The 17,269-nt window shown below is 65.5% G+C and carries 19 protein-coding genes; 5 read left to right on the forward strand and 14 right to left on the reverse strand.

Annotated elements, in window-relative coordinates; genetic code table 11:
• Positions 1–134: 134 nt before the first annotated feature.
• The gene (gene pyrE, locus RBH22_RS10000) at positions 135–665 is read right to left on the reverse strand and encodes an orotate phosphoribosyltransferase (RefSeq protein WP_306677378.1); all 531 of its coding nucleotides are present in this window, start codon (positions 663–665) and stop codon (positions 135–137) included.
• 184 nt (positions 666–849) lie between these two features.
• The gene (locus RBH22_RS10005; RefSeq protein ID WP_306677379.1) at positions 850–1,392 is read right to left on the reverse strand and encodes a CDP-2,3-bis-(O-geranylgeranyl)-sn-glycerol synthase; all 543 of its coding nucleotides are present in this window, start codon (positions 1,390–1,392) and stop codon (positions 850–852) included.
• A gap of 134 nt (positions 1,393–1,526) precedes the next feature.
• Between RBH22_RS10005 and RBH22_RS10010 the strand changes: the two genes are divergently transcribed.
• On the forward strand, positions 1,527–2,114 hold the full coding sequence (locus tag RBH22_RS10010) for a DUF502 domain-containing protein (protein ID WP_121568481.1): 588 nt from the start codon (positions 1,527–1,529) through the stop codon (positions 2,112–2,114).
• Positions 2,115–2,320: 206 nt separating this feature from the next.
• On the opposite strand, the gene RBH22_RS10015 is transcribed toward RBH22_RS10010, so the two are convergent.
• From RBH22_RS10015 to RBH22_RS10025, 3 genes are all read right to left on the reverse strand, one after another.
• Positions 2,321–3,250 carry a branched-chain amino acid transaminase gene (locus RBH22_RS10015; RefSeq protein WP_121568482.1) on the reverse strand — a complete coding sequence of 310 codons (930 nt, stop codon included), beginning with the start codon at positions 3,248–3,250 and terminating at the stop codon, positions 2,321–2,323.
• Between the two features lie 134 nt (positions 3,251–3,384).
• Positions 3,385–4,110, reverse strand: a complete 726-nt coding sequence (ribB, locus tag RBH22_RS10020) for a 3,4-dihydroxy-2-butanone-4-phosphate synthase (RefSeq protein WP_306677380.1) — start codon at positions 4,108–4,110, stop codon at positions 3,385–3,387.
• Positions 4,107–4,817 (reverse strand): DUF120 domain-containing protein, encoded by a 711-nt coding sequence (locus RBH22_RS10025; protein ID WP_121568484.1) that lies wholly within the window; start codon positions 4,815–4,817, stop codon positions 4,107–4,109. The genes ribB and RBH22_RS10025 overlap by 4 nt, the downstream gene beginning before the upstream one ends.
• Positions 4,818–5,091: 274 nt before the next feature.
• Between RBH22_RS10025 and argS the strand changes: the two genes are divergently transcribed.
• Complete coding sequence (gene argS, locus RBH22_RS10030; protein WP_306677381.1) at positions 5,092–6,846, forward strand: arginine--tRNA ligase; 1,755 nt, start codon at positions 5,092–5,094, stop codon at positions 6,844–6,846.
• Between the two features lie 44 nt (positions 6,847–6,890).
• Here argS and RBH22_RS10035 read toward each other — a convergent pair whose 3' ends face one another.
• Entirely contained in the window at positions 6,891–7,037 is a 147-nt protein-coding gene (locus RBH22_RS10035) for a hypothetical protein (protein ID WP_199722996.1), read from the reverse strand.
• A gap of 55 nt (positions 7,038–7,092) precedes the next feature.
• Positions 7,093–8,757 (reverse strand): cell division ATPase MinD, encoded by a 1,665-nt coding sequence (minD, locus tag RBH22_RS10040; RefSeq protein ID WP_306677382.1) that lies wholly within the window; start codon positions 8,755–8,757, stop codon positions 7,093–7,095.
• Between the two features lie 123 nt (positions 8,758–8,880).
• Between minD and prf1 the strand changes: the two genes are divergently transcribed.
• A complete protein-coding gene (prf1, locus tag RBH22_RS10045) occupies positions 8,881–10,131 on the forward strand; it encodes a peptide chain release factor aRF-1 (RefSeq protein WP_121568487.1) in 1,251 nt (416 codons plus the stop codon).
• Positions 10,132–10,141: 10 nt separating this feature from the next.
• On the opposite strand, the gene RBH22_RS10050 is transcribed toward prf1, so the two are convergent.
• Entirely contained in the window at positions 10,142–10,558 is a 417-nt protein-coding gene (locus tag RBH22_RS10050) for a DUF6276 family protein (protein ID WP_256545881.1), read from the reverse strand.
• Positions 10,559–10,671: 113 nt separating this feature from the next.
• On the opposite strand from RBH22_RS10050, the gene RBH22_RS10055 reads away from it, so the two are divergent.
• Positions 10,672–11,418, forward strand: a complete 747-nt coding sequence (locus tag RBH22_RS10055; protein WP_306677383.1) for a type II CAAX endopeptidase family protein — start codon at positions 10,672–10,674, stop codon at positions 11,416–11,418.
• A gap of 92 nt (positions 11,419–11,510) precedes the next feature.
• Here the strand turns inward: RBH22_RS10055 and RBH22_RS10060 are convergent, their stop codons facing one another.
• Positions 11,511–11,969, reverse strand: coding sequence for an NOB1 family endonuclease (locus tag RBH22_RS10060; RefSeq protein ID WP_256545883.1), 459 nt, complete (start codon positions 11,967–11,969; stop codon positions 11,511–11,513).
• A 16-nt stretch (positions 11,970–11,985) separates the two neighbouring features.
• On the reverse strand, positions 11,986–12,240 hold the full coding sequence (locus RBH22_RS10065; RefSeq protein ID WP_121568491.1) for a PRC-barrel domain-containing protein: 255 nt from the start codon (positions 12,238–12,240) through the stop codon (positions 11,986–11,988).
• 245 nt (positions 12,241–12,485) lie between these two features.
• Here RBH22_RS10065 and infB point away from each other — a divergent pair, with 245 nt between their 5' ends.
• Complete coding sequence (gene infB / locus RBH22_RS10070; protein ID WP_256288844.1) at positions 12,486–14,300, forward strand: translation initiation factor IF-2; 1,815 nt, start codon at positions 12,486–12,488, stop codon at positions 14,298–14,300.
• A 58-nt stretch (positions 14,301–14,358) separates the two neighbouring features.
• Here the strand turns inward: infB and RBH22_RS10075 are convergent, their stop codons facing one another.
• The 4 genes from RBH22_RS10075 to RBH22_RS10090 form a co-directional block, all read right to left on the reverse strand.
• Entirely contained in the window at positions 14,359–14,739 is a 381-nt protein-coding gene (locus tag RBH22_RS10075; RefSeq protein WP_121568493.1) for a DUF5811 family protein, read from the reverse strand.
• Between the two features lie 102 nt (positions 14,740–14,841).
• The gene (locus tag RBH22_RS10080) at positions 14,842–15,315 is read right to left on the reverse strand and encodes a pyruvoyl-dependent arginine decarboxylase (RefSeq protein ID WP_306677384.1); all 474 of its coding nucleotides are present in this window, start codon (positions 15,313–15,315) and stop codon (positions 14,842–14,844) included.
• A gap of 114 nt (positions 15,316–15,429) precedes the next feature.
• A complete protein-coding gene (locus tag RBH22_RS10085; RefSeq protein ID WP_121568495.1) occupies positions 15,430–16,659 on the reverse strand; it encodes a proteasome-activating nucleotidase in 1,230 nt (409 codons plus the stop codon).
• A gap of 99 nt (positions 16,660–16,758) precedes the next feature.
• The gene (locus RBH22_RS10090) at positions 16,759–17,229 is read right to left on the reverse strand and encodes a deoxyuridine 5'-triphosphate nucleotidohydrolase (protein WP_306677385.1); all 471 of its coding nucleotides are present in this window, start codon (positions 17,227–17,229) and stop codon (positions 16,759–16,761) included.
• Between the last annotated feature and the right edge of the window lie 40 nt (positions 17,230–17,269).

The raw sequence follows: 17,269 nt of genomic DNA on the forward strand, positions 1-17,269 counted from the left end.
GCGATGTTGCGTAAGTATGAATATGTCGATACAGATACAGCGTGAAAAAACCACGAACGTGGATTAGACGGCGAGAGAGAACGTCCGGTCTCGGGGCTGAAAACGGCCCGAAATCGCGAGGTTCGCGAGAAGCGCTACAAACGGTCCTCGTCGTCGAGGAGGTCCGCCGCAGTCACGAGGGCGTCGAGTTCGACGTCGGCCTCGGCGAGTCGTTCGCGTGCACCTTCCTGACGGTCGACGACGACGAGGACGCGGTTGACGACCGCGCCGGCGTCGCGGAGTGCTTCTACGGCGTCGAGTGCGCTCTTGCCGGTGGTCGCGATGTCTTCGAGGACGACGACTTCCTCGCCCTCGGAGAAGCGCCCCTCGATACGGTTGGCCGTGCCGTACTCTTTGGTCTTCTTGCGGACGATGACGTACGGCGTGTCGGTCTCGACGCTCGTGACGGAGACGAGCGGGACGGCGCCGAGCGCAACACCCGCGAGCTTTTCGCCGGACAGTTCGTCCGCGAACGCCTCGGCGATCAGCTGGAGGCAGCGGGGGTCTGTCTCGAAGAGATACTTGTCGACGTAGTACTCGGAGGTGCCGCCGTGGGAGAGTTCGAACTCTCCGAACTGGACGGCGTCGGCGTCGCGGAGCGCCGCGATGAGTTCGTCGTTCGCCATTGGATATGAGAGGGCGGGCGAGGCGCTTAAACGGGGCGATTCGGAGGCGGCGCGGAGTCGAAGCTCTCGTACCGCGAGGCGAGCGAATGCGAGCCTCGCGGCTTTTTCCCTCCAGGTTTTTGCGCGGTGGGTTCCCGCAGCGGCGCTCCGCGCCGCGAGGAAACCCACCGTGGAAAAAGGTGGGTTAGTAGGGCTCGTCTTTCAACCCCAGCACGTACGCGATGGCATTCGTGAGGACGTGCAGGACCGGCGTGAGAACGATCACGACTCCGAGCACGGGGAGCGTAAATGTGGTCTGGAACCAGCCGAAGTCGAGAACGGCGGCACAGGCGAGCGCGCCGGCGACGAAGTCCAGTTGGTCGACACCGGGGAACGGCGCGCCGCGCTCGCGGCCCGTCCGGCGCTTGAGAAACGAGGCGGCGATGTCGCCGAGCATCGCGCCGAACGCGAGACCGAACGCGGCGGCGAGCGGGAAGACCGGGACCTCGAATCCGGTCACGCGGACGACGACGGACGCGAGGACGTTCAGTCCGAGCGCGAGGAGGACGCCCGCGAGCGTGCCGATAGCCGTTCCACGCCACGTCTTGCCGTCGCCGAGGAGGCGGCGGCCACCCATCGTTCGGCCGCCGTCGATCGGTGCGCCGCCGCCGGCGAGGACGGCAGCGTTGTTCGGGACGTAGGCGGGAAGCATCGCCCAGAAAGCGACGACGACGAGATCAACGAGCATACGTGTCGCGTCCGACGGCGACGACAAAAGTCTCCCCAATTCGGCCACTGCGACGCGCCGCCGCAGAACAGCGGTTCTGTGACCGAAGCGACAGCAGTTCCTTTAACTCTCCGGCGCGACGTACTGGCAGATAGATGTCCTCCTGGAGGCGCGACTTCGCAAGCGGCTTGATCGTTCTCACGCCGATCCTCGTCATTCTGTTCGTTCTCAACTACCTCTACTCGAAGATCGTCGACCTCCCGGTCATCCGACGATTGGACGACCCCATCGGGTTCCTCGTCGCAGTCGTGGTCTTCATTATGCTCGTCCTGTCGGTGGGGTACCTGATGCGGACGACGGTCGGCCGCCTGTTCGAGACGTATCTGGATGCGGCGATGAATCGCGTGCCGCTCATACGCGTGCTCTACAACGCCTCCAAGTTAGCCGTCGAAACGGCCGTGACTGGGACCGAGGACCTCCAAAAGCCGGTGAAAGTCGAGCCCTGGCAGGGGATGCGGATGACGGCATTCAAGACTGGAAAGGTGACCGACGACGGCCGCGTGGTGCTGTTTATGCCGACCGCTCCGAACATCACGACTGGCTTCGTGATGGAGGTCGATCCCGAGGATATCACCGAAACCGACGAGCGCGTCGAAGAGGCGCTGACTCGGGTGTTGTCCGCGGGATTCGGCGAAGAAGAGCGGGACGCGCCGATCGAGATCGACGCCCGGTCAGAAGACTGAGCGTCGGTCTAGTGCGGTGCCGGGCGGTGCAGTGCAGTGCTGTGCGGTCCCGGGCGGTGTCGGGCGGTACGGTGCTGTGCGGTAGTCGAGAAGTCGTACCGCGAGGCGAGCGAACGCGAGCCTCGCGGCATTTTTCCCTCCAGGTTTTTGGACCGGGGTCGAGCGCCGCCGAAGGCGGCGCGAGGCCCCGGTCGAAAAAGGTGGGTTTAGACGTACGTGAACCACTCGTCGTGGGCGTCGTCGCGACGCTCGACGAGGTCGAAGAACGCCTGCTGGAGTTCCTCGGTCACGGGGCCGCGCGAGCCGTCGCCGATGACGACGTTGTCGACCTTCCGAATCGGCGTCACCTCGGCGGCGGTGCCGCTGAAGAACAGCTCGTCGGCGGTGTTGAGTTCGCCGCGGGAGATGGTCGCCTGGTCGTGGACGGTGTAGCCGCGCTCGCGGGCGAGTTCGATCACCGTGTTTCGGGTGATGCCGTCGAGAATGCTCTCGGAGAGACCGGGAGTGTAGATCTCGCCGTCGCGGACGAGGAAGATGTTCTCGCCGGGACCCTCCGCGACGTTGCCTTCCTTGTTCAGGACGATCGCTTCGGTGTAGCCGTTGCGGCGGGCTTCCTCGCCCGCGAGAAGCGAGTTCACGTACAGACCGGTCGTCTTCGCGTTCGTCGGGATCTGACTGGAGGCGTGCTTGCGCCACGAGGAGATCATCACGTCGACGCCCTGTTCGAGCGCTTCCTCGCCGAGGTAGGCGCCCCACGGCCACGCCGCGATCGCGACGTTCACCGGGTTGTCTTTCGGGCTGACGCCGAGCGATCCGTAGCCGTAGAACGCGACCGGGCGGATGTAACAGGAGCGCAGTTCCTCACGGCGAATCAGTTCCAGCGTCGCCTCCGTGAGTTCTTCCCGCGAGAACGGAATGTCCATCTCGTAGGGTTTCGTCGACTCGTAGAACCGATCGAGGTGCTCTTCCCAGCGGAAGATCGCCGGCCCGTTTTCGGTGTCGTAACAGCGGACGCCCTCGAACACGCCGGATCCGTAGTGCAGACCGTGCGTCAGAACGTGGACCGTCGCGTCGTCCCAGTCGACGAACGAACCGTCCTGCCAAATCGTCTCGACGTCCATCTCGTCGAATCCCATATGCCGTGATTTACTCCCCGGGATATAAAACCCTACAGGAGTGTTTGCGGCGAATTACGCCGTCGGTGCGGTGGATCTGCGGGGGCAGGAAAACGGAGTCGGCAGCCCTCAAGCGGGAACGCGGAACCGTCGGCTCAGACGTGGTCCATCTCGTCGGCCAGTCGCTCGATGATGTCCGCACCTTCGACGTAGACGAGATCGTTCTGACGGGCGTATTCGAGCGCGGCAGTCGGCGTTCGAGCGCCGCCGGAGTCGGCGTCGAGCATCTCGCAGACGACGACCGCAGGCGGGCGGTCAGCCGCCTCAGCGAGCGCGAGGCCGAGTTCCGTGTGCCCGCGGCGGTCGTCGAGGAGTCCCGGGGCGCCGCGGAGGACGTGCACGTGGCCCGGCGTGCGGAACTCGGCGGCGAACTCCGAGGCGTCGTAGTCGCTGTCGGGCTCCGCTGCATGTTCGGCGGCCGAGGAGAGTTCGCGGATCGTGAGCGCGCGGTCGTCGTCAGTGATGCCCGTGAACGTCTCGCGGTGGTTCACCGGCAGCGAGAACGACGAGCGGTCGTCGTAGCCGAGGTCGTGGTCCGCGGCCGCGGGGTGGTCGAACTCGTCTTCGAGGAAGGGCAGTTCGAGGGTCTCTGCGACGGGATGTGAGACGGCAGTGCAGATCAATCCCCCGGCGTCGCTCCGAAGACGGACGACGTCGTCGGCGTCGACCGCGCCTGCGGGGTAGATGATGTCCGTCTCGCCCTCGCGGTCGGCGGCGTCGTGGACGAGCACTGGCTGGCCCTCGCGGAACGCCTCGATGGCGCGGTCGACGGCGCTCTCACCGGTCGTGTCGACAGCGACGTCCGAACGCGTGCGCGTCATCGAACCGCCTCCACGCGAACGGAAACCGCGTCGCCGTCGTCGAGATCGAGCGCATCCCGAAGCCGGACGGGCGCGATGATCTCCAGTTGCGTCTCGTCGTGGTGCGTGCGCTCGGGGACGATGATGTGCGTCGTCTCGGCGACTTCGTCGTCGTACTCGACGGTCGCGTCGTAGCACGTCGCCGGCCCGAACGTCCGTTCGTCGTCCTCCCAGCCGTCGATGGGGACGCCCGAAAGCGACGTCATCGCCGAGCGAGCACGGATGCTCTCCTCGTCGAGGTCGACGTTGAGCGTGCCGGGGAACGGCTCGTAGCCGAGTCGCTCCTCGAACTGTTCCATATAGCCCGACAGAGAGATGTAGTGTCGTCCTTCGCCCATTCCACTCGTGACGGTGCCTTCAAGTTCGACGGCCGAGGGGTCAGTGCCCTCGAAGATTCGCCGGTAGTGGGCGTATTCTCGGTGCAGCGCCGCCTCACCGGAGTCGGTCAGCGACACCCACTGACCGTCGGCGACGACGTCGCGCTCGACGTGGCCGGCGGTTTCGAGCCGCTGGAGCCGACGCGAGGCGGTCTGGCTCGACGCGTCGAGGCGTTCGGCGAGGCTCGAACAGGAGATCTTGACCGGGCCGGAGAGCGCGCCTTCGAGGGCGACGAATTTCAGCGCCGCCAACTCGTCGTTTCCCACGGCGGAGACTGCCGATTCAGACATTATCCGGAGTTGGGAGGCTGCCCTGTTAAGTATAACGGCTATGAGATGTATAACAGAAGTGTTACGGTAAGCCGTCTCCGGAATCACGGAGACGAGACTTATCTCAGTATTGTTCATTCCCGCTCCTAAAGGCGTCGATCGCAGTGCGGCGGGTCGGTTGCATCACCTCCGTTCCGGCCAGCAATCGCACTGTGTTCGTCTGCCCCCGAGGGAGTGCTCCCCGAGCGCGAGAGCGTTCGGAAAGGCATTTAGCCGCGGTTCGAGAACGGCGAGTATGTTCAGAACCTTCCGTTCGGAGGTCGAGGACGCGGTCGAGGCGGCGCTGGCCGCGCTCGACCTCCCGACCGACGACCTCGGGGTCGAAGAGCCGCCGGAGGACGTCCCGGCGACGCTCGCATCCAGCGTCGCCTTCCGCCTCGCCGGCGAGGTCGGTGCACCGCCGCCGGCAGTCGCCGAAGACGTCGCCGAGGCGATCGACCTCGACGACGCGGAATACATCGCGAGCGTCGACACGCAGGGACCGTACGTGAACTTCTACGTCGCCGACGCCTACTACGCGGACACGCTCTCGGCCGGCCGCGACGCCGAGTACGGGGCGCTCCCCGATACGGGCCAATCGGTCGTCGTCGAGCACACGAGCGCGAACCCGACCGGTCCGGTCCACGTCGGTCGCGCTCGAAATCCGATCTTCGGTGACGCCGTCGCCCGCCTGCTCGAGTACGCCGGCAACGACGTCGAAACGCACTACTACGTCAACGATGCCGGCCGCCAGGTCGCCGTCTTCACCTGGGCCTACGAGACGTTCGAGGGGTCAGAGCTCCCCGAGCCGGAACGCGACCGCGCGGACTACGACCTCGTCCGCTACTACCGGAAGGGCAACGAGTATCTCGAATCCGCCGACGACGAGGAACTCGCGGCCGCCGAAGAGGAGATCGCCGAGATTATGCAGGGTCTCGAAGCGGGCGACGAGGAGACTTACGAACGCGTCGCGGTCGTCGTCGATCAGGTGCTCGGCGGGATGCGGGAGTCCCTCGAACGCCTTCCGGCGGAGTTCGACCGGTTCGTCAAGGAGACGAAGTTCATTCGCAACGGCGACGCCGACGACGTCGTCAGACGGCTGAAAGACTCCGAACACGCCGTCTACGAGGAGGACGCCTGGCAGTTGGACCTCTCGGCGTTCGGGTTAGAGAAGAACCTCGTCTTCCTCCGCTCTGACGACACCACGCTGTACACAACCCGCGACCTCGCACACCACGAGTGGAAGTTCGACAACTACGACGAGGCGGTGACGATCCTCGGAGAAGACCACAAGCTCCAGGCCGAGCAGCTGGAAGCCGCGCTCGACATTCTGGGTAACGACACCGACCAGCTCCGGCAGACGTTCTACTCGTGGGTAAACCTCCCGGAGGGCGGGATGTCGACCCGCGAGGGGACCGGCGTCGACCTCGACGACTTACTCGACGAGTCCGTCCGGCGTGCTCGCGAAGAAGTCGAGGAGCGTCTGGACTCGCGGATCCGGAACGACGAACTCACCGACGACGACATCGACCGCATCGCCCGCCAGGTCGGCATCGGCGCCGTCCGCTACGACATCGTCTCGAAACAGCCGACGAAGGGCATCACCTTCGAGTGGGAACGCGCGCTCGACTTCGAGGCGCAGTCGGCTCCGTACGTCCAGTACGTCCACGCGCGCTGTTGCGGCATCGAGAGCGAAGCCGCCGATGCGGGCATCGAGGCGTCGGCCGACGTTTCGGTGCTCGACACCGACGCCGAGCGCGCGCTCCTGCGAGACGTCGCGCGCTTCCCGGCCGTGATCGAACAGGCGGCCGACGACCTCGAACCCCACGTCGTCGCGACGTTCGCTCGCGAGTTCGCAGAGACGTTCAACACGTTCTACCGCGAGTGTTCGGTCCTCAACGCCGACGACGAGGCGGTCGCAGCGGCACGGCTCGGTCTCGTGGAGGCGTCGCGGCACACGGTCGCGAACGCGCTCGACGTCCTCGGGATCGAGGCGCCGGGTTCGATGTAGCTCCCGTAGGGGCACACCCCGTCGAGAGTCTCGATTTCCCTAGATTACAGTCCGAACGGTGTGACCGGAACGATGGCCCCGGCGACGAGCGATCCGCCGACGGCAAGCACCGTTGCGACCCCGGCTCCGAGCGCTAACAGTAGGAACAGGACGAGCCACCAGAAGGGAACGCTGGAATCTTTCTCTGCCATATCCTCGATTCACCGCACCCGCATAAAAGAAGCTCCCGCTTCGGCGCGCTGACAGCTAGCGGAAGATGCGCCCGAAGAACCCCTTTTTCGTGTCGTCGCCGTCTTCGGAGGCATCGTCGGCGGCGTCTTCGTCGTCGGCGTCGGCGCTGGAACGGTCGTCGGCGTCGTCTCGCCCGGAACGGTCGGCGTCGCTACCCTCTCCGAGATCGGCCTCCTCCGCCAGCGACGTCGTATAGACGCCGCCTTCCGAGTCCTCCTCGGCAGTCGCGTCCGACCCGGACGGCGTTACTTCGGCGGCGCTCGCAGACTCGACGAGCGGCCGCTCGTCCTCGGTAGCAGCGTCGGCGTCCGATTCGGCATCCGAGTCCGACTCCGCATCCACGTTCGGCTCGACGTCCCTGTCCAATTCGGCGTCTCGAACGTCGGCCGGCGTCGGCCCGACCTCGGCGTCGGGATCGACCGACGACGCTTCCTCGTGTGCTTCGATCACCTCGACTGTCTCTGGGTCGAGGTCACCTTCGTGTCTCCCGGCGACGACGATGTCTTCCTCGGAGAGGCGTACGTCTTCGCCGTCTGCTCCCGTCGATTCGCTGTCGTCGGACGGCGTTTCCGGAGTCGCATCCGCCTCGTCGTCGGAAGCCGTCTCGTCCGTATCCGGGGTCGTCTCGAGGATCTCCGCATCGTCGTCGACGCCCGGCTCCGATTCGTCTTCTGAGGCCGTAGCGGACTCATCGCTCGACGGGAGGTCGCCTCCCGACAGCGACTCCTCGTCCGGAAGTGGATCGTCCTCTGAGAGTGCGTTGCCGAGGGGGTCGTCGGGACCGAGCGCGTCGTCGGCGCCGAGTTCGGCGGCGGCATTCGTACCCGGAACGTCGGTGTCGGCGGCGGCAGAGGCTTCGGACGCGTCGTCGACGGAGGCTTCGGACGTGTCGTCGACGGCAGACGCGTCGGGCGTATCGTCTGCAGACGCTCCTGAGACGTCGTTGGATGCTGTTTCGGGAGGTTCGTCTGCTGCGACGTCTTCGCCGGTGAGACTGCTCGCGAGCGATCGATACGCCGCGGCCGCCGTGCTCCCGGGGGCGAACGTGGTCAGCGGCTCACCGGCGTCGGACGCCTGCCGGACCGCGGCGGCGTCCGGAATCGTCTCGATGACGTCCGCATCGAGCAGTTCGGCGACAAGTTCGGCGTCGACCTCGACGGGATCGGCGCGCGTGAGTGCGGTGCCCGCGACGGGGATGCCGAGGCGGTCTGCGACCTGCCGGGTCTTGTCGGTGTCGCCGAGCGCGTCCCGCGTCGGGGTCGAGACGAGAAGTGCCTCGTCGACGTGGGTAAGCGGTACCACGGTGTCGTTGCTGAGTCCCGCGCCCGTGTCGAGGACGACGTACTCGTAGCGGTCGGCGAGCGCTTCGAGGACGGATTGCATCTCCTCGGGATCGGCGCGCGAGAACGCGTCGAGATCCGCCGATCCGGGGACGACCGCCATCCCGTGCGGTCCTTCGTGGATGGCGTCGTCGACGTCGGCGTCGCCGGCGAGAACGTCGTGAAGCGTTACGTCACCGACGGTGACGCCGACCGCACCGGCGAGGTTCGCCATCCCGAGATCGCCGTCGACGATGGCGACGCTCGATCCCGCGGCGGCGAGCGTGGCAGCGAGATTCGCCGCCGTCGTCGTCTTGCCGACCCCCCCTTTCGCGCTGACGACTGCGTACACACGGCCCATTGTTTCGTTCCGTGAGTCCCGCGTGGAGAATATAAATCTGTCCGGGGCGTCGAGGTGACGCGCGAGCACGCTGTGACGACATAGTCGCAGGTTACTTACCCACTGGAGGGGCTAGTACGGGTAATGAGTACCGACGCCGACGAGGTGAACGAGGACCGCCGGAAATACGAGTTCCGGAAGGTCATCGAGGAACTCAAAGACTACGAGGGTTCCGGCACGCAGCTCGTCACGATCTACATCCCCCCGGACAAGCAGATCTCCGACGTCGTCGCCCACGTTACCCAGGAGCACTCGGAGGCGTCCAACATCAAGTCCAAGCAGACGCGGACGAACGTGCAGGACGCGCTCACGTCGATCAAAGACCGGCTCCGCTACTACGACACGTACCCGCCGGACAACGGTATCGTCCTGTTCTCGGGTGCGGTCAACTCCGGCGGCGGCCAGACGGATATGGTGACGCGGGCGCTCGAAAGCCCGCCCGAACCGATCCAGTCGTTCCGCTATCACTGCGACTCGAACTTCCTCACCGAGCCGTTAGAGGAGATGCTGACCGACAAGGGCCTCTTCGGCCTGATCGTCCTCGACCGGCGCGAGGCGAACGTCGGCTGGCTGAAGGGCAAGCGCGTCGAGCCGGTCAAGTCCGCCTCCTCGCTCGTCCCCGGCAAGCAGCGGAAAGGTGGCCAGTCAGCGCAGCGGTTCGCCCGCCTCCGTCTCGAAGCCATCGACAACTTCTATCAGGAGGTCGCAGAGATGGCGAACGATCTGATGGTCCCCAAGCGCCACGAGATGGACGGGATCCTCGTCGGCGGCCCCTCGCCGACGAAAGACGAGTTCCTCGACGGCGACTACCTACACCACGAACTTCAGGACCACGTGAAAGGGAAGTTCGACGTCTCCTACACCGACGAGTCGGGACTCTACGACCTCGTCGACGCCGCACAGGACGTCCTCGCCGACCAGGAGGTAATGAAGGACAAAGCCCAGATGGAGGAGTTCTTCGAGAACCTTCATACGGGCGAGGAGGCGACCTACGGCTTCGGACCGACCCGTAAGAACCTGATGATGGGATCCGTAGACCGACTCTTGCTCTCGGAGGATCTCCGCTCGGACGTCGTGATCTACGAGTGTCCGAACGGCCACGAGGAGTACGAGGTCGTCGACCGCCGCCACAGCGACCCCGGCCACGTCTGCACCGAGTGCGGCGAGGAAGCCGAGAAAGTCGACCGCGAGGACGTGATCGAGCATCTGATGGAGATCGCCGAACAGCGCGGCACCGAGACGAAGTTCATCTCGACGGACTTCGAGAAGGGCGAACAGCTCTACGACGCCTTCGGCGGCATCGCCGGCATTCTGCGGTACTCCACCGGCGTCTAAGCGGACGCTGTTATTCGAGAATCGATTCGAGCTGTCGCCGTCGACGCGCTAAATCCACGTATGGCTCGACCGTCTCGTCGGCCGCGAGTCGATCTAACGTCAGAAAGACGTCCGCACCCGCTCGCTCGGCGTACTCGACGAGTGACTGGATCGCCGGGCGGTTCGTCGCCAGCGAATCGAGCAGGCCGACCGCGAGAACCAGTGCGACTCCGCCCTCCCCGGTTGGGATGGCCGACGGGGCTTCCGCCGATCCAGCGTCCGTAGTCGCTTCTGTCTCGAATTCGTCGTCGTCTTCGAGCGGATACGTGCGAAGACAGCGCGGACAGTACCCGACGACGGCGGCCGGTTCGGGGGCGAACTCGCGTATTTCTGACGGGACCGCGACGCGAACGAGGGGGCGCTCGCAGTGCGAGCACGTTGCTGACATACGAGGGCCTACGCGGGCAGCCCTGAAAGACGCTGTCGCTGTGGCTCCCCGGCCGACGAGCGACACGGGACCGGTATCCCTATTCACGCCGACGCCCTACCGCGAGGCAATCAATGGCCTCGGACGCCCACTCCTCGCTCGACGACCCGCGGACGCACCTCCGCGCGTTCGGTGGCACCTTCGTCGTCGTCGCGCTCGTAGTGCTACTCGCGTCAGTGACCGTCTCGCTCGGGATCGCGCTGCTGGACGCCGCCGGCGTCGATCGAGAGAGCGCGCTCGGTCTCGCACTCCGGAGCGCGTTCCAGTTCGTCGGCTTCGGCATCGCGGGCGCCGGCTTCCTTCTCGTGACGGACCAGAGCGATCTCGTCCCGGTTCGCAGGCCGACGCGGCAGGATCTGACGTGGCTCGTCGGCGGTTTCTTCGGCCTACTGGGACTGTTCGTCGCGGTCTCGGGCCTGCTGAGCGTGCTCGGAATCCAGGGGGCCGACAGCGCGATCGTCGCCCAGGGGAGCGATCAGCCGATCTACTTCCTGTATCTGATTCCGGTGACGATCCTGCTCGTCGGACCGACTGAGGAACTGATCTTCCGGGGAGTCGTGCAGGGACTGTTCCGCCGTGCGTACGGATCCGGGTTCGCTATCGCCGCCGCCAGCGCGGTCTTCGCCGCCGTGCACGTCACGTCCTACAGCGGCGATGGCCTGCTCGCGACGCTCGCGACCGTGCTCGTCCTCGGGGGTGTCCTCGGCGTCGTCTACGAGAAGAGCGAGAACCTCGTGGTTCCCGCCGTGATTCACGGCCTGTTCAACACCGTGCAGTTCGTCGCCGTCTACGCGACGACGACCGGGCTCGTCAGTCTATAAGTACGCATAGGCGCGTTCGAGACAGGGACGCGTCGCTCAGTAGGTAATCTGGACCCGATAAGCGAGAGCGCGATCGGCGTTCGGACCGACGCTTACGCTGGGTTCTTGCGCGCCAGCTCCATCCCGCAGATCGGACAGCGGTCGCGGTGTTCGTCGAACTCGCGGCCACAGCCCTGACACTGGAACTTCCAGTCGCGCTTCTCCGAGATGCCCTCGCGGGCGATGATCTTCACGTCGATGTCGACGTGGTCTGCGACGTTCTGCATCGCGTAGTCGTCAGTGACGAGCGTGGCATCGAGTTCGAAAGCCGCGGCGAGAAGCCTGACGTCAGTTTCCGAGAGCGTCTCGGAGTCGCCGGTCTCGCGGGCCGCGCGCTGGATCTTCTCGACCGTCCCGCCAGCGGGGATGTGGATGTGCATTCCAGACCCCTCGTCGGCGTCGTAGCGATACGACGCCTCGCCCTCCAGTTCCTCGCGGACCATCGGGATCGACGCGATGTCGTCTGTGGTGTGATACTCGTGGATGAACGCCGAAGAATCGAGAACCTGCATCGGACGTCGCCCTGAGTTATGGTTGCACGACGATGTAGTCTTTGACGTCCTGTACGTGAGAGACGGGGACCCGGATGACCTGCTCGTGGTCGTCCTGGATCGTCTCGAACCGGAGTTGATCCGGATTGACGTCTTCGTACGGCGAGACGAGGAGATCGTTGACCGTTCCGGTCTTTACGTTCATCTCGACGTTGTACAGCACTCCGAGTTGCGCGCCGTCTGACCCCATCACGCCTTTCCCGGAGAGGTCCTCGGCGAGTTCGTCCGGCATACCCCGCAATACTGCGTACTGTTACATAAACGCCACGGGCCACGCGGCCAGCGGCCGCACAGCGGAGGTCAGATGACGCGTACAGACGACGTACGAAGGCGCACACAGAGGACGTACTATGCGTGGACCGCGCCGCGACACAGACGTTCGATATCGCCGAAACGACGCCATCCGCGGATGACGATGGACTTAACTACAGTCCAGCAGTGATCTACACACAAGGAACTTCTCCGGGGTGATTCTCTATGTCTGACACCGACGCCGACGCCGCCTCGACAGCCGAATCGAACGCGCTACGCACACCGATCGTCGCCGTTCTCGGCCACGTCGACCACGGCAAGACGACGCTGCTCGATAAGATCCGCGGCTCCGCGGTGAGCGAAGGCGAAGCCGGTGCGATCACCCAGCACATCGGCGCGACCGCCGTCCCGCTCGACACCGTCTCGGAGATGGCGGGCGACCTCGTCGACCCGACGGACTTCGATCTCCCCGGTCTCCTCTTCATCGACACCCCGGGGCACCACTCGTTCACGACGCTCCGCTCGCGCGGCGGGGCACTGGCCGACATCGCGGTCGTCGTCGTCGACGTCAACGACGGCTTCCAGCCACAGACGATCGAGGCGCTCGAAATCCTCCAGCGGACGGGCACGCCGTTCGTCGTCGCCGCCAACAAGATCGACACGACGCCCGGCTGGAACCCCAACGAGGGGATGCCGATCCAGGCGACCTACGAACAGCAGTCGGGCAACGCGCGAAGCCGCCTCGACGAGAATCTCTACGAGATCATCGGCGACCTCTCCGATGAGGGCTTCTCGGCCGACCTCTACTGGCGCGTCCAGAACTTTACGAAGAACGTCGGTGTCGTCCCGATCTCTGCGATCACCAGCGAGGGAATCCCGGACCTCCTGGCCGTCCTGATGGGCCTCTCCCAGCGCTATATGAAAGAGCAGATGGCCGTCGACGTCACCGGCCCCGGCGCGGGGACGGTCCTGGAAGTCAAAGACGAACGGGGCTTCGGAGCGACCGTCGACGTCGTCCTCTACGACGGGAGCATACGCGCGGACGATCAGATCGTCGTCGGCGGCATCGACGGGCCGATCGTGACCGACGTCCGCGCGCTCCTCCAGCCGCGCCCGAACGCCGAGATCCGAGTCGAGAAGCGCTTCGACAAGGTCGAGGAGGTACGGGCCGCAGCGGGGATCAAAGTCGCCGCCCCGGAACTCGACGATGCGATGGCTGGCGCGCCGATCCGCGTCGTCCGCGACCGCGACCTCGACGACGTCATCGACGAAGTCGAGGCCGAACTCGCCGAGATTCAGGTCTCCACCGAGGAGGAGGGCGTCGTCGTCAAAGCGGACACGCTCGGCAGCCTCGAAGCGATGGCGAACGCCCTGCGAGAGGCCGAAGTGCCGATCCTCCGTGCCGAGGTCGGCGACATCGCGCCGCGGGACGTCGCCGTCGCGTCGACCGCGAACGAGGAGAAACACCGCGTCATCCTCGGATTCAACGTCGATGTGCTCTCGAACGCCGAGACCGAACTCGACGAGAGCGAGGTCAAACTGTTCGACGACGACGTCATCTATCAGCTCATCGAAGACTACGAGGGCTTCGTCGAGGACCTCGAACGCGCCCAGCAGGAGACCGTCCTGGACAAGATCGTCCGGCCGTGTCGCTTCCGCATCCTCGAAGACCACGTCTTCCGGCAGTCGGATCCGGCCGTCGTCGGCGTCGAGGTCCTCTCGGGGACGCTGAAGAACAACCAGAACGTCGTGAAGTGGGAGGGTAACGAACCCACCCGCGTCGGCCAGCTCTCGGGGATCCAAGAGCAGGGCGAAGACGTCTCGGAGGCTCGTTCGGGCACGCGCGTCTCCGTCGCCATCGACGGACCGACCGTGGGTCGGCAGATCGACGAGGGTGACGAACTGTGGATCGAACTGCCCGAAAAGCACGCGAAGATCCTCGAACAGGAACTCTCCGACGACATCCCGGCCGACGAACTGGAGGCACTGACGAGCTACCTCGACAAGCACCGCAAGCGCGACCCCTTCTGGGGCAAATAGCGACGCTGGCGGCGACGAGTTCTTTTCCAGTACGCAGTCCGAACGAAACGAGTCGCGACTATCGCGCCGTCGGCGTGAGGCCGTCGCCGACGGTGTTCATCACCTGGAGCGCGGCGGAGGCGGCGAGACCGCGGGCGACCTCGTCGCGGTCCTCGTCGGTGAGGCCCGATTCGAGGTCCTCCTCGTCGGGCGTGAAGCCCGCGCTGACCGGGCGGCCGGCGGGCGGACGGACCGCCACCGTCGCCTGCGGCCCGTTCGCGCCGTAGGAGAGTTCCGAGCCGACGGCGTAGCCGTCGGGAAGATACGCCTGCGTCCGGGAAACGATGCCGGCGACAGCGGTCCGAAGCTGCCGTACCTGCGCCACCGAAAGCTCGACGTCCTCGGGACGGCCCGCGTCGACGACACCAGGAGCGCCTGCGTAAGGGTTGTTTCCGTTCATACAGTGAGTCACCGTGAATAGGGTTACGCGTCGTATAAAGCCGTCGGCAGCATCAAAACGTTCGGCCTCACAGCGCCGCCGGTCGCCGACGGCGTCGATACGCTAGAAGATCGACTCGCTGTCGCCGTAGACCGCGAGCGTGACAGCCGTTGTGTAGCCTTCGCCGTCGGCCTCGGCGGTCGTGACCGTGACCTGCTCGTCGGTGAACTCCCAGTCGTCGCGGAGGTCGCGGCCGGCGTCGAGTCCGACCACGACACTTCGGCGAACCGCGGTCGGATCCTCGCCGGACGCTTCGTAGAACAGTCCCGGGCCGGGGCCCGTCGCCCAGCCGAGCCCTGCGGAGACGCTCCCGACGCCACCGATCGTGGCCCGCGCTTCGACAACCGTGAGTCGGTTACCCGCCGGCCCCAGGTCGGGTGCAGTGCCGACTTCCTCGACAGTCGCGTCGGCGGGGATCACCGAGGAGACGGCGACCAGATTGTAGTTGTGGACGTTCGCGTCGGCGAGGGCGGCGTCGTACGACGCCATCTTCGTGGGGGCGTCGCCCACGCCGTGAACGATCCGGATGGTGCTCATACCGGACAACGACGGCGCGGAGAATAAGCGGTTACGAATCGACCGCGAAACGACAGTCGACCGCGAAACGACAGTCGGACGCGGAGTCCGCAGAAAAGAGCCCAGGTGGCCGCCTCAGTACTGATAGGTCGTCGGACCCGGAATCGTCGTCTGCTCGTCGGCGTCTTCGATCTTCGCGTAGGCGTCGTCGAAGTCCCGGCGGCGGACTTCGGTGCGACCGTCGCGGATGGCGAACATCCCGGCTTCGGTCGAGAGAGCGGCGATCTCGGCGCCGGAGTAGTCGTCGAGCAACTTGGCGAGGTCGCCGAAGTCGACGTCGTCGGCGACGTTCATCTCGCGCGTGTGAATCTCGAGGATGTGTTCGCGACCTTCCTGGCCGGGCTTGGGGACTTCGATGAGGCGGTCGAAGCGGCCGGGGCGGAGGATCGCCTCGTCGAGCATATCGAAGCGGTTCGTCGCCGCCATAATCCGGACGTCGCCGCGGTCGTCGAAGCCGTCCATCTCCGAGAGTAGTTGCATCATCGTGCGCTGGACCTCGGCGTCGCCGGAGGTCTTCGAGTCCGTCCGCTTGGAGGCGACGGCGTCGATCTCGTCGATGAAGATGACGGCGGGTTCGCGCTCGGCGGCGAGGTCGAAGAGGTCCCGGACGAGCCGGGAGCCCTCGCCGATGAACTTCCGAACGAGTTCGGAGCCGGCCATCTTGATGAACGTCGCGTCGGTCTCGTTGGCGACGGCCTTCGCGAGCATCGTCTTGCCGGTGCCCGGCGGGCCGTACAGCAGGACGCCCGAGGGCGGGTCGACGCCGACTTCCTCGAACATCTCGGGGCTCGTGAGCGGGTCTTCGACGGCCTCGCGGACCTCGCGGATCTGGTCGTCGATACCGCCGATGTCCTCGTAGGAGACCGTCGGGGAGGCGTCGATCTCCATCGCCTGCGCCCGCGAGTCGGTTTCGTCGTCGAGCAACTGCTGAATGGCGAAGGAGTCGTTGATCGCGACGCGGTCGCCAGCTTCGAGTTCGCTATCGAGGTGTGGCGACGCTTCGGTGAGGACCTCCTGGTTGTTCCCGTGCTGTTTGATCACGACGCCGTCGTCGGTGAGTTCCTCGACCGTCGCGAGGTACAGCGAGGAGGTCTTCAGCGTCTCGTTGCGACGCTTGAGCTGTTCGACCTCCTCGTGTAGTTCCTCCTGGCGGTCGGTCGCCTCCGAGAGGCGTTCGTCGAGTTCGTCGTTGACGGAGACGAGTCGTTCGTAGTGTTGGCGGATCGCCGCTAAGCGCTCCGCATCCGACATCTCTGGGTCGAGGTCCAGACGCGGCCGGTCTGGTAGAGAGGGACTCCGGGACATCAGTTAGCCGCACTTGGAGGTGGGCGTAAATGTGCTTTTGGGTAGTCCCGATCCCCTGTGGGTATCCGGCGGCGGGACTCGGCGGGCCTCACATCGCCGTCACTCGTCAAGGCGCTCGCGCTGGTAGGAGCCGTCGTAGACGTCCTCGTGCGACGCCTCGGCGAGGACGAGCTGGGCGACGCGCGCGCCGCGTTCGAGCCGGACGGGATGGTGCACCTGGAGCAGCCCTTCGCCCTTTCCTTCGTAGCCGGCGTCCCAAACGGCCGTGTTGAGCATACAGGAGTTACGCATCAGCGTCGACCGCGGGTAGAGGAATCCGACGTGGCCCTCGGGGATCGCGATCGTCTCCGCGTACTGGAGAATGTAGCCGCCGGTGTCGAGCTGGAAGATCTCGTCCGCGTCGGCGCCGACGGACTCGCGCTCGCCGACGGTTTTCCCGTCCGTGCCGACGAATCCGGGTTCGGTCTGTTCGAGAACGTCGCCGAGGGTCAGATCGATGCCGTTCGGCTGCACTTGCTCGTCGTCGATAGCGTCGATGTGCGAGGCGACGAACGATCCGGAACGGAACATATCGGGAGGCTGCGGGCCGGGCGCAAAACCGTGTCGTTCT

This window comes from Halobellus sp. H-GB7, from assembly GCF_030848585.1.
Classification (GTDB): Archaea; Halobacteriota; Halobacteria; order Halobacteriales; family Haloferacaceae; genus Haloquadratum; species Haloquadratum inordinatus.

What these genes read in the sequence shown, in the direction of transcription:
- RBH22_RS10010 (WP_121568481.1), top strand. Translation starts at nt 1,527, where the DNA reads ATGTCCTCCTGGAGGCGCGACTTCGCAAGCGGCTTGATCGTTCTCACG.
- RBH22_RS10075 (WP_121568493.1), bottom strand. Translation starts at nt 14,739, where the DNA reads ATGAACGGAAACAACCCTTACGCAGGCGCTCCTGGTGTCGTCGACGCG.
- argS (WP_306677381.1), top strand. Translation starts at nt 5,092, where the DNA reads ATGTTCAGAACCTTCCGTTCGGAGGTCGAGGACGCGGTCGAGGCGGCG.
- RBH22_RS10080 (WP_306677384.1), bottom strand. Translation starts at nt 15,315, where the DNA reads ATGAGCACCATCCGGATCGTTCACGGCGTGGGCGACGCCCCCACGAAG.
- RBH22_RS10035 (WP_199722996.1), bottom strand. Translation starts at nt 7,037, where the DNA reads ATGGCAGAGAAAGATTCCAGCGTTCCCTTCTGGTGGCTCGTCCTGTTC.
- RBH22_RS10065 (WP_121568491.1), bottom strand. Translation starts at nt 12,240, where the DNA reads ATGCCGGACGAACTCGCCGAGGACCTCTCCGGGAAAGGCGTGATGGGG.
- RBH22_RS10055 (WP_306677383.1), top strand. Translation starts at nt 10,672, where the DNA reads ATGGCCTCGGACGCCCACTCCTCGCTCGACGACCCGCGGACGCACCTC.
- RBH22_RS10025 (WP_121568484.1), bottom strand. Translation starts at nt 4,817, where the DNA reads ATGTCTGAATCGGCAGTCTCCGCCGTGGGAAACGACGAGTTGGCGGCG.
- minD (WP_306677382.1), bottom strand. Translation starts at nt 8,757, where the DNA reads ATGGGCCGTGTGTACGCAGTCGTCAGCGCGAAAGGGGGGGTCGGCAAG.
- pyrE (WP_306677378.1), bottom strand. Translation starts at nt 665, where the DNA reads ATGGCGAACGACGAACTCATCGCGGCGCTCCGCGACGCCGACGCCGTC.
- RBH22_RS10005 (WP_306677379.1), bottom strand. Translation starts at nt 1,392, where the DNA reads ATGCTCGTTGATCTCGTCGTCGTCGCTTTCTGGGCGATGCTTCCCGCC.
- RBH22_RS10060 (WP_256545883.1), bottom strand. Translation starts at nt 11,969, where the DNA reads ATGCAGGTTCTCGATTCTTCGGCGTTCATCCACGAGTATCACACCACA.
- ribB (WP_306677380.1), bottom strand. Translation starts at nt 4,110, where the DNA reads ATGACGCGCACGCGTTCGGACGTCGCTGTCGACACGACCGGTGAGAGC.
- prf1 (WP_121568487.1), top strand. Translation starts at nt 8,881, where the DNA reads ATGAGTACCGACGCCGACGAGGTGAACGAGGACCGCCGGAAATACGAG.
- RBH22_RS10015 (WP_121568482.1), bottom strand. Translation starts at nt 3,250, where the DNA reads ATGGGATTCGACGAGATGGACGTCGAGACGATTTGGCAGGACGGTTCG.
- RBH22_RS10090 (WP_306677385.1), bottom strand. Translation starts at nt 17,229, where the DNA reads ATGTTCCGTTCCGGATCGTTCGTCGCCTCGCACATCGACGCTATCGAC.
- infB (WP_256288844.1), top strand. Translation starts at nt 12,486, where the DNA reads ATGTCTGACACCGACGCCGACGCCGCCTCGACAGCCGAATCGAACGCG.
- RBH22_RS10085 (WP_121568495.1), bottom strand. Translation starts at nt 16,659, where the DNA reads ATGTCCCGGAGTCCCTCTCTACCAGACCGGCCGCGTCTGGACCTCGAC.
- RBH22_RS10050 (WP_256545881.1), bottom strand. Translation starts at nt 10,558, where the DNA reads ATGTCAGCAACGTGCTCGCACTGCGAGCGCCCCCTCGTTCGCGTCGCG.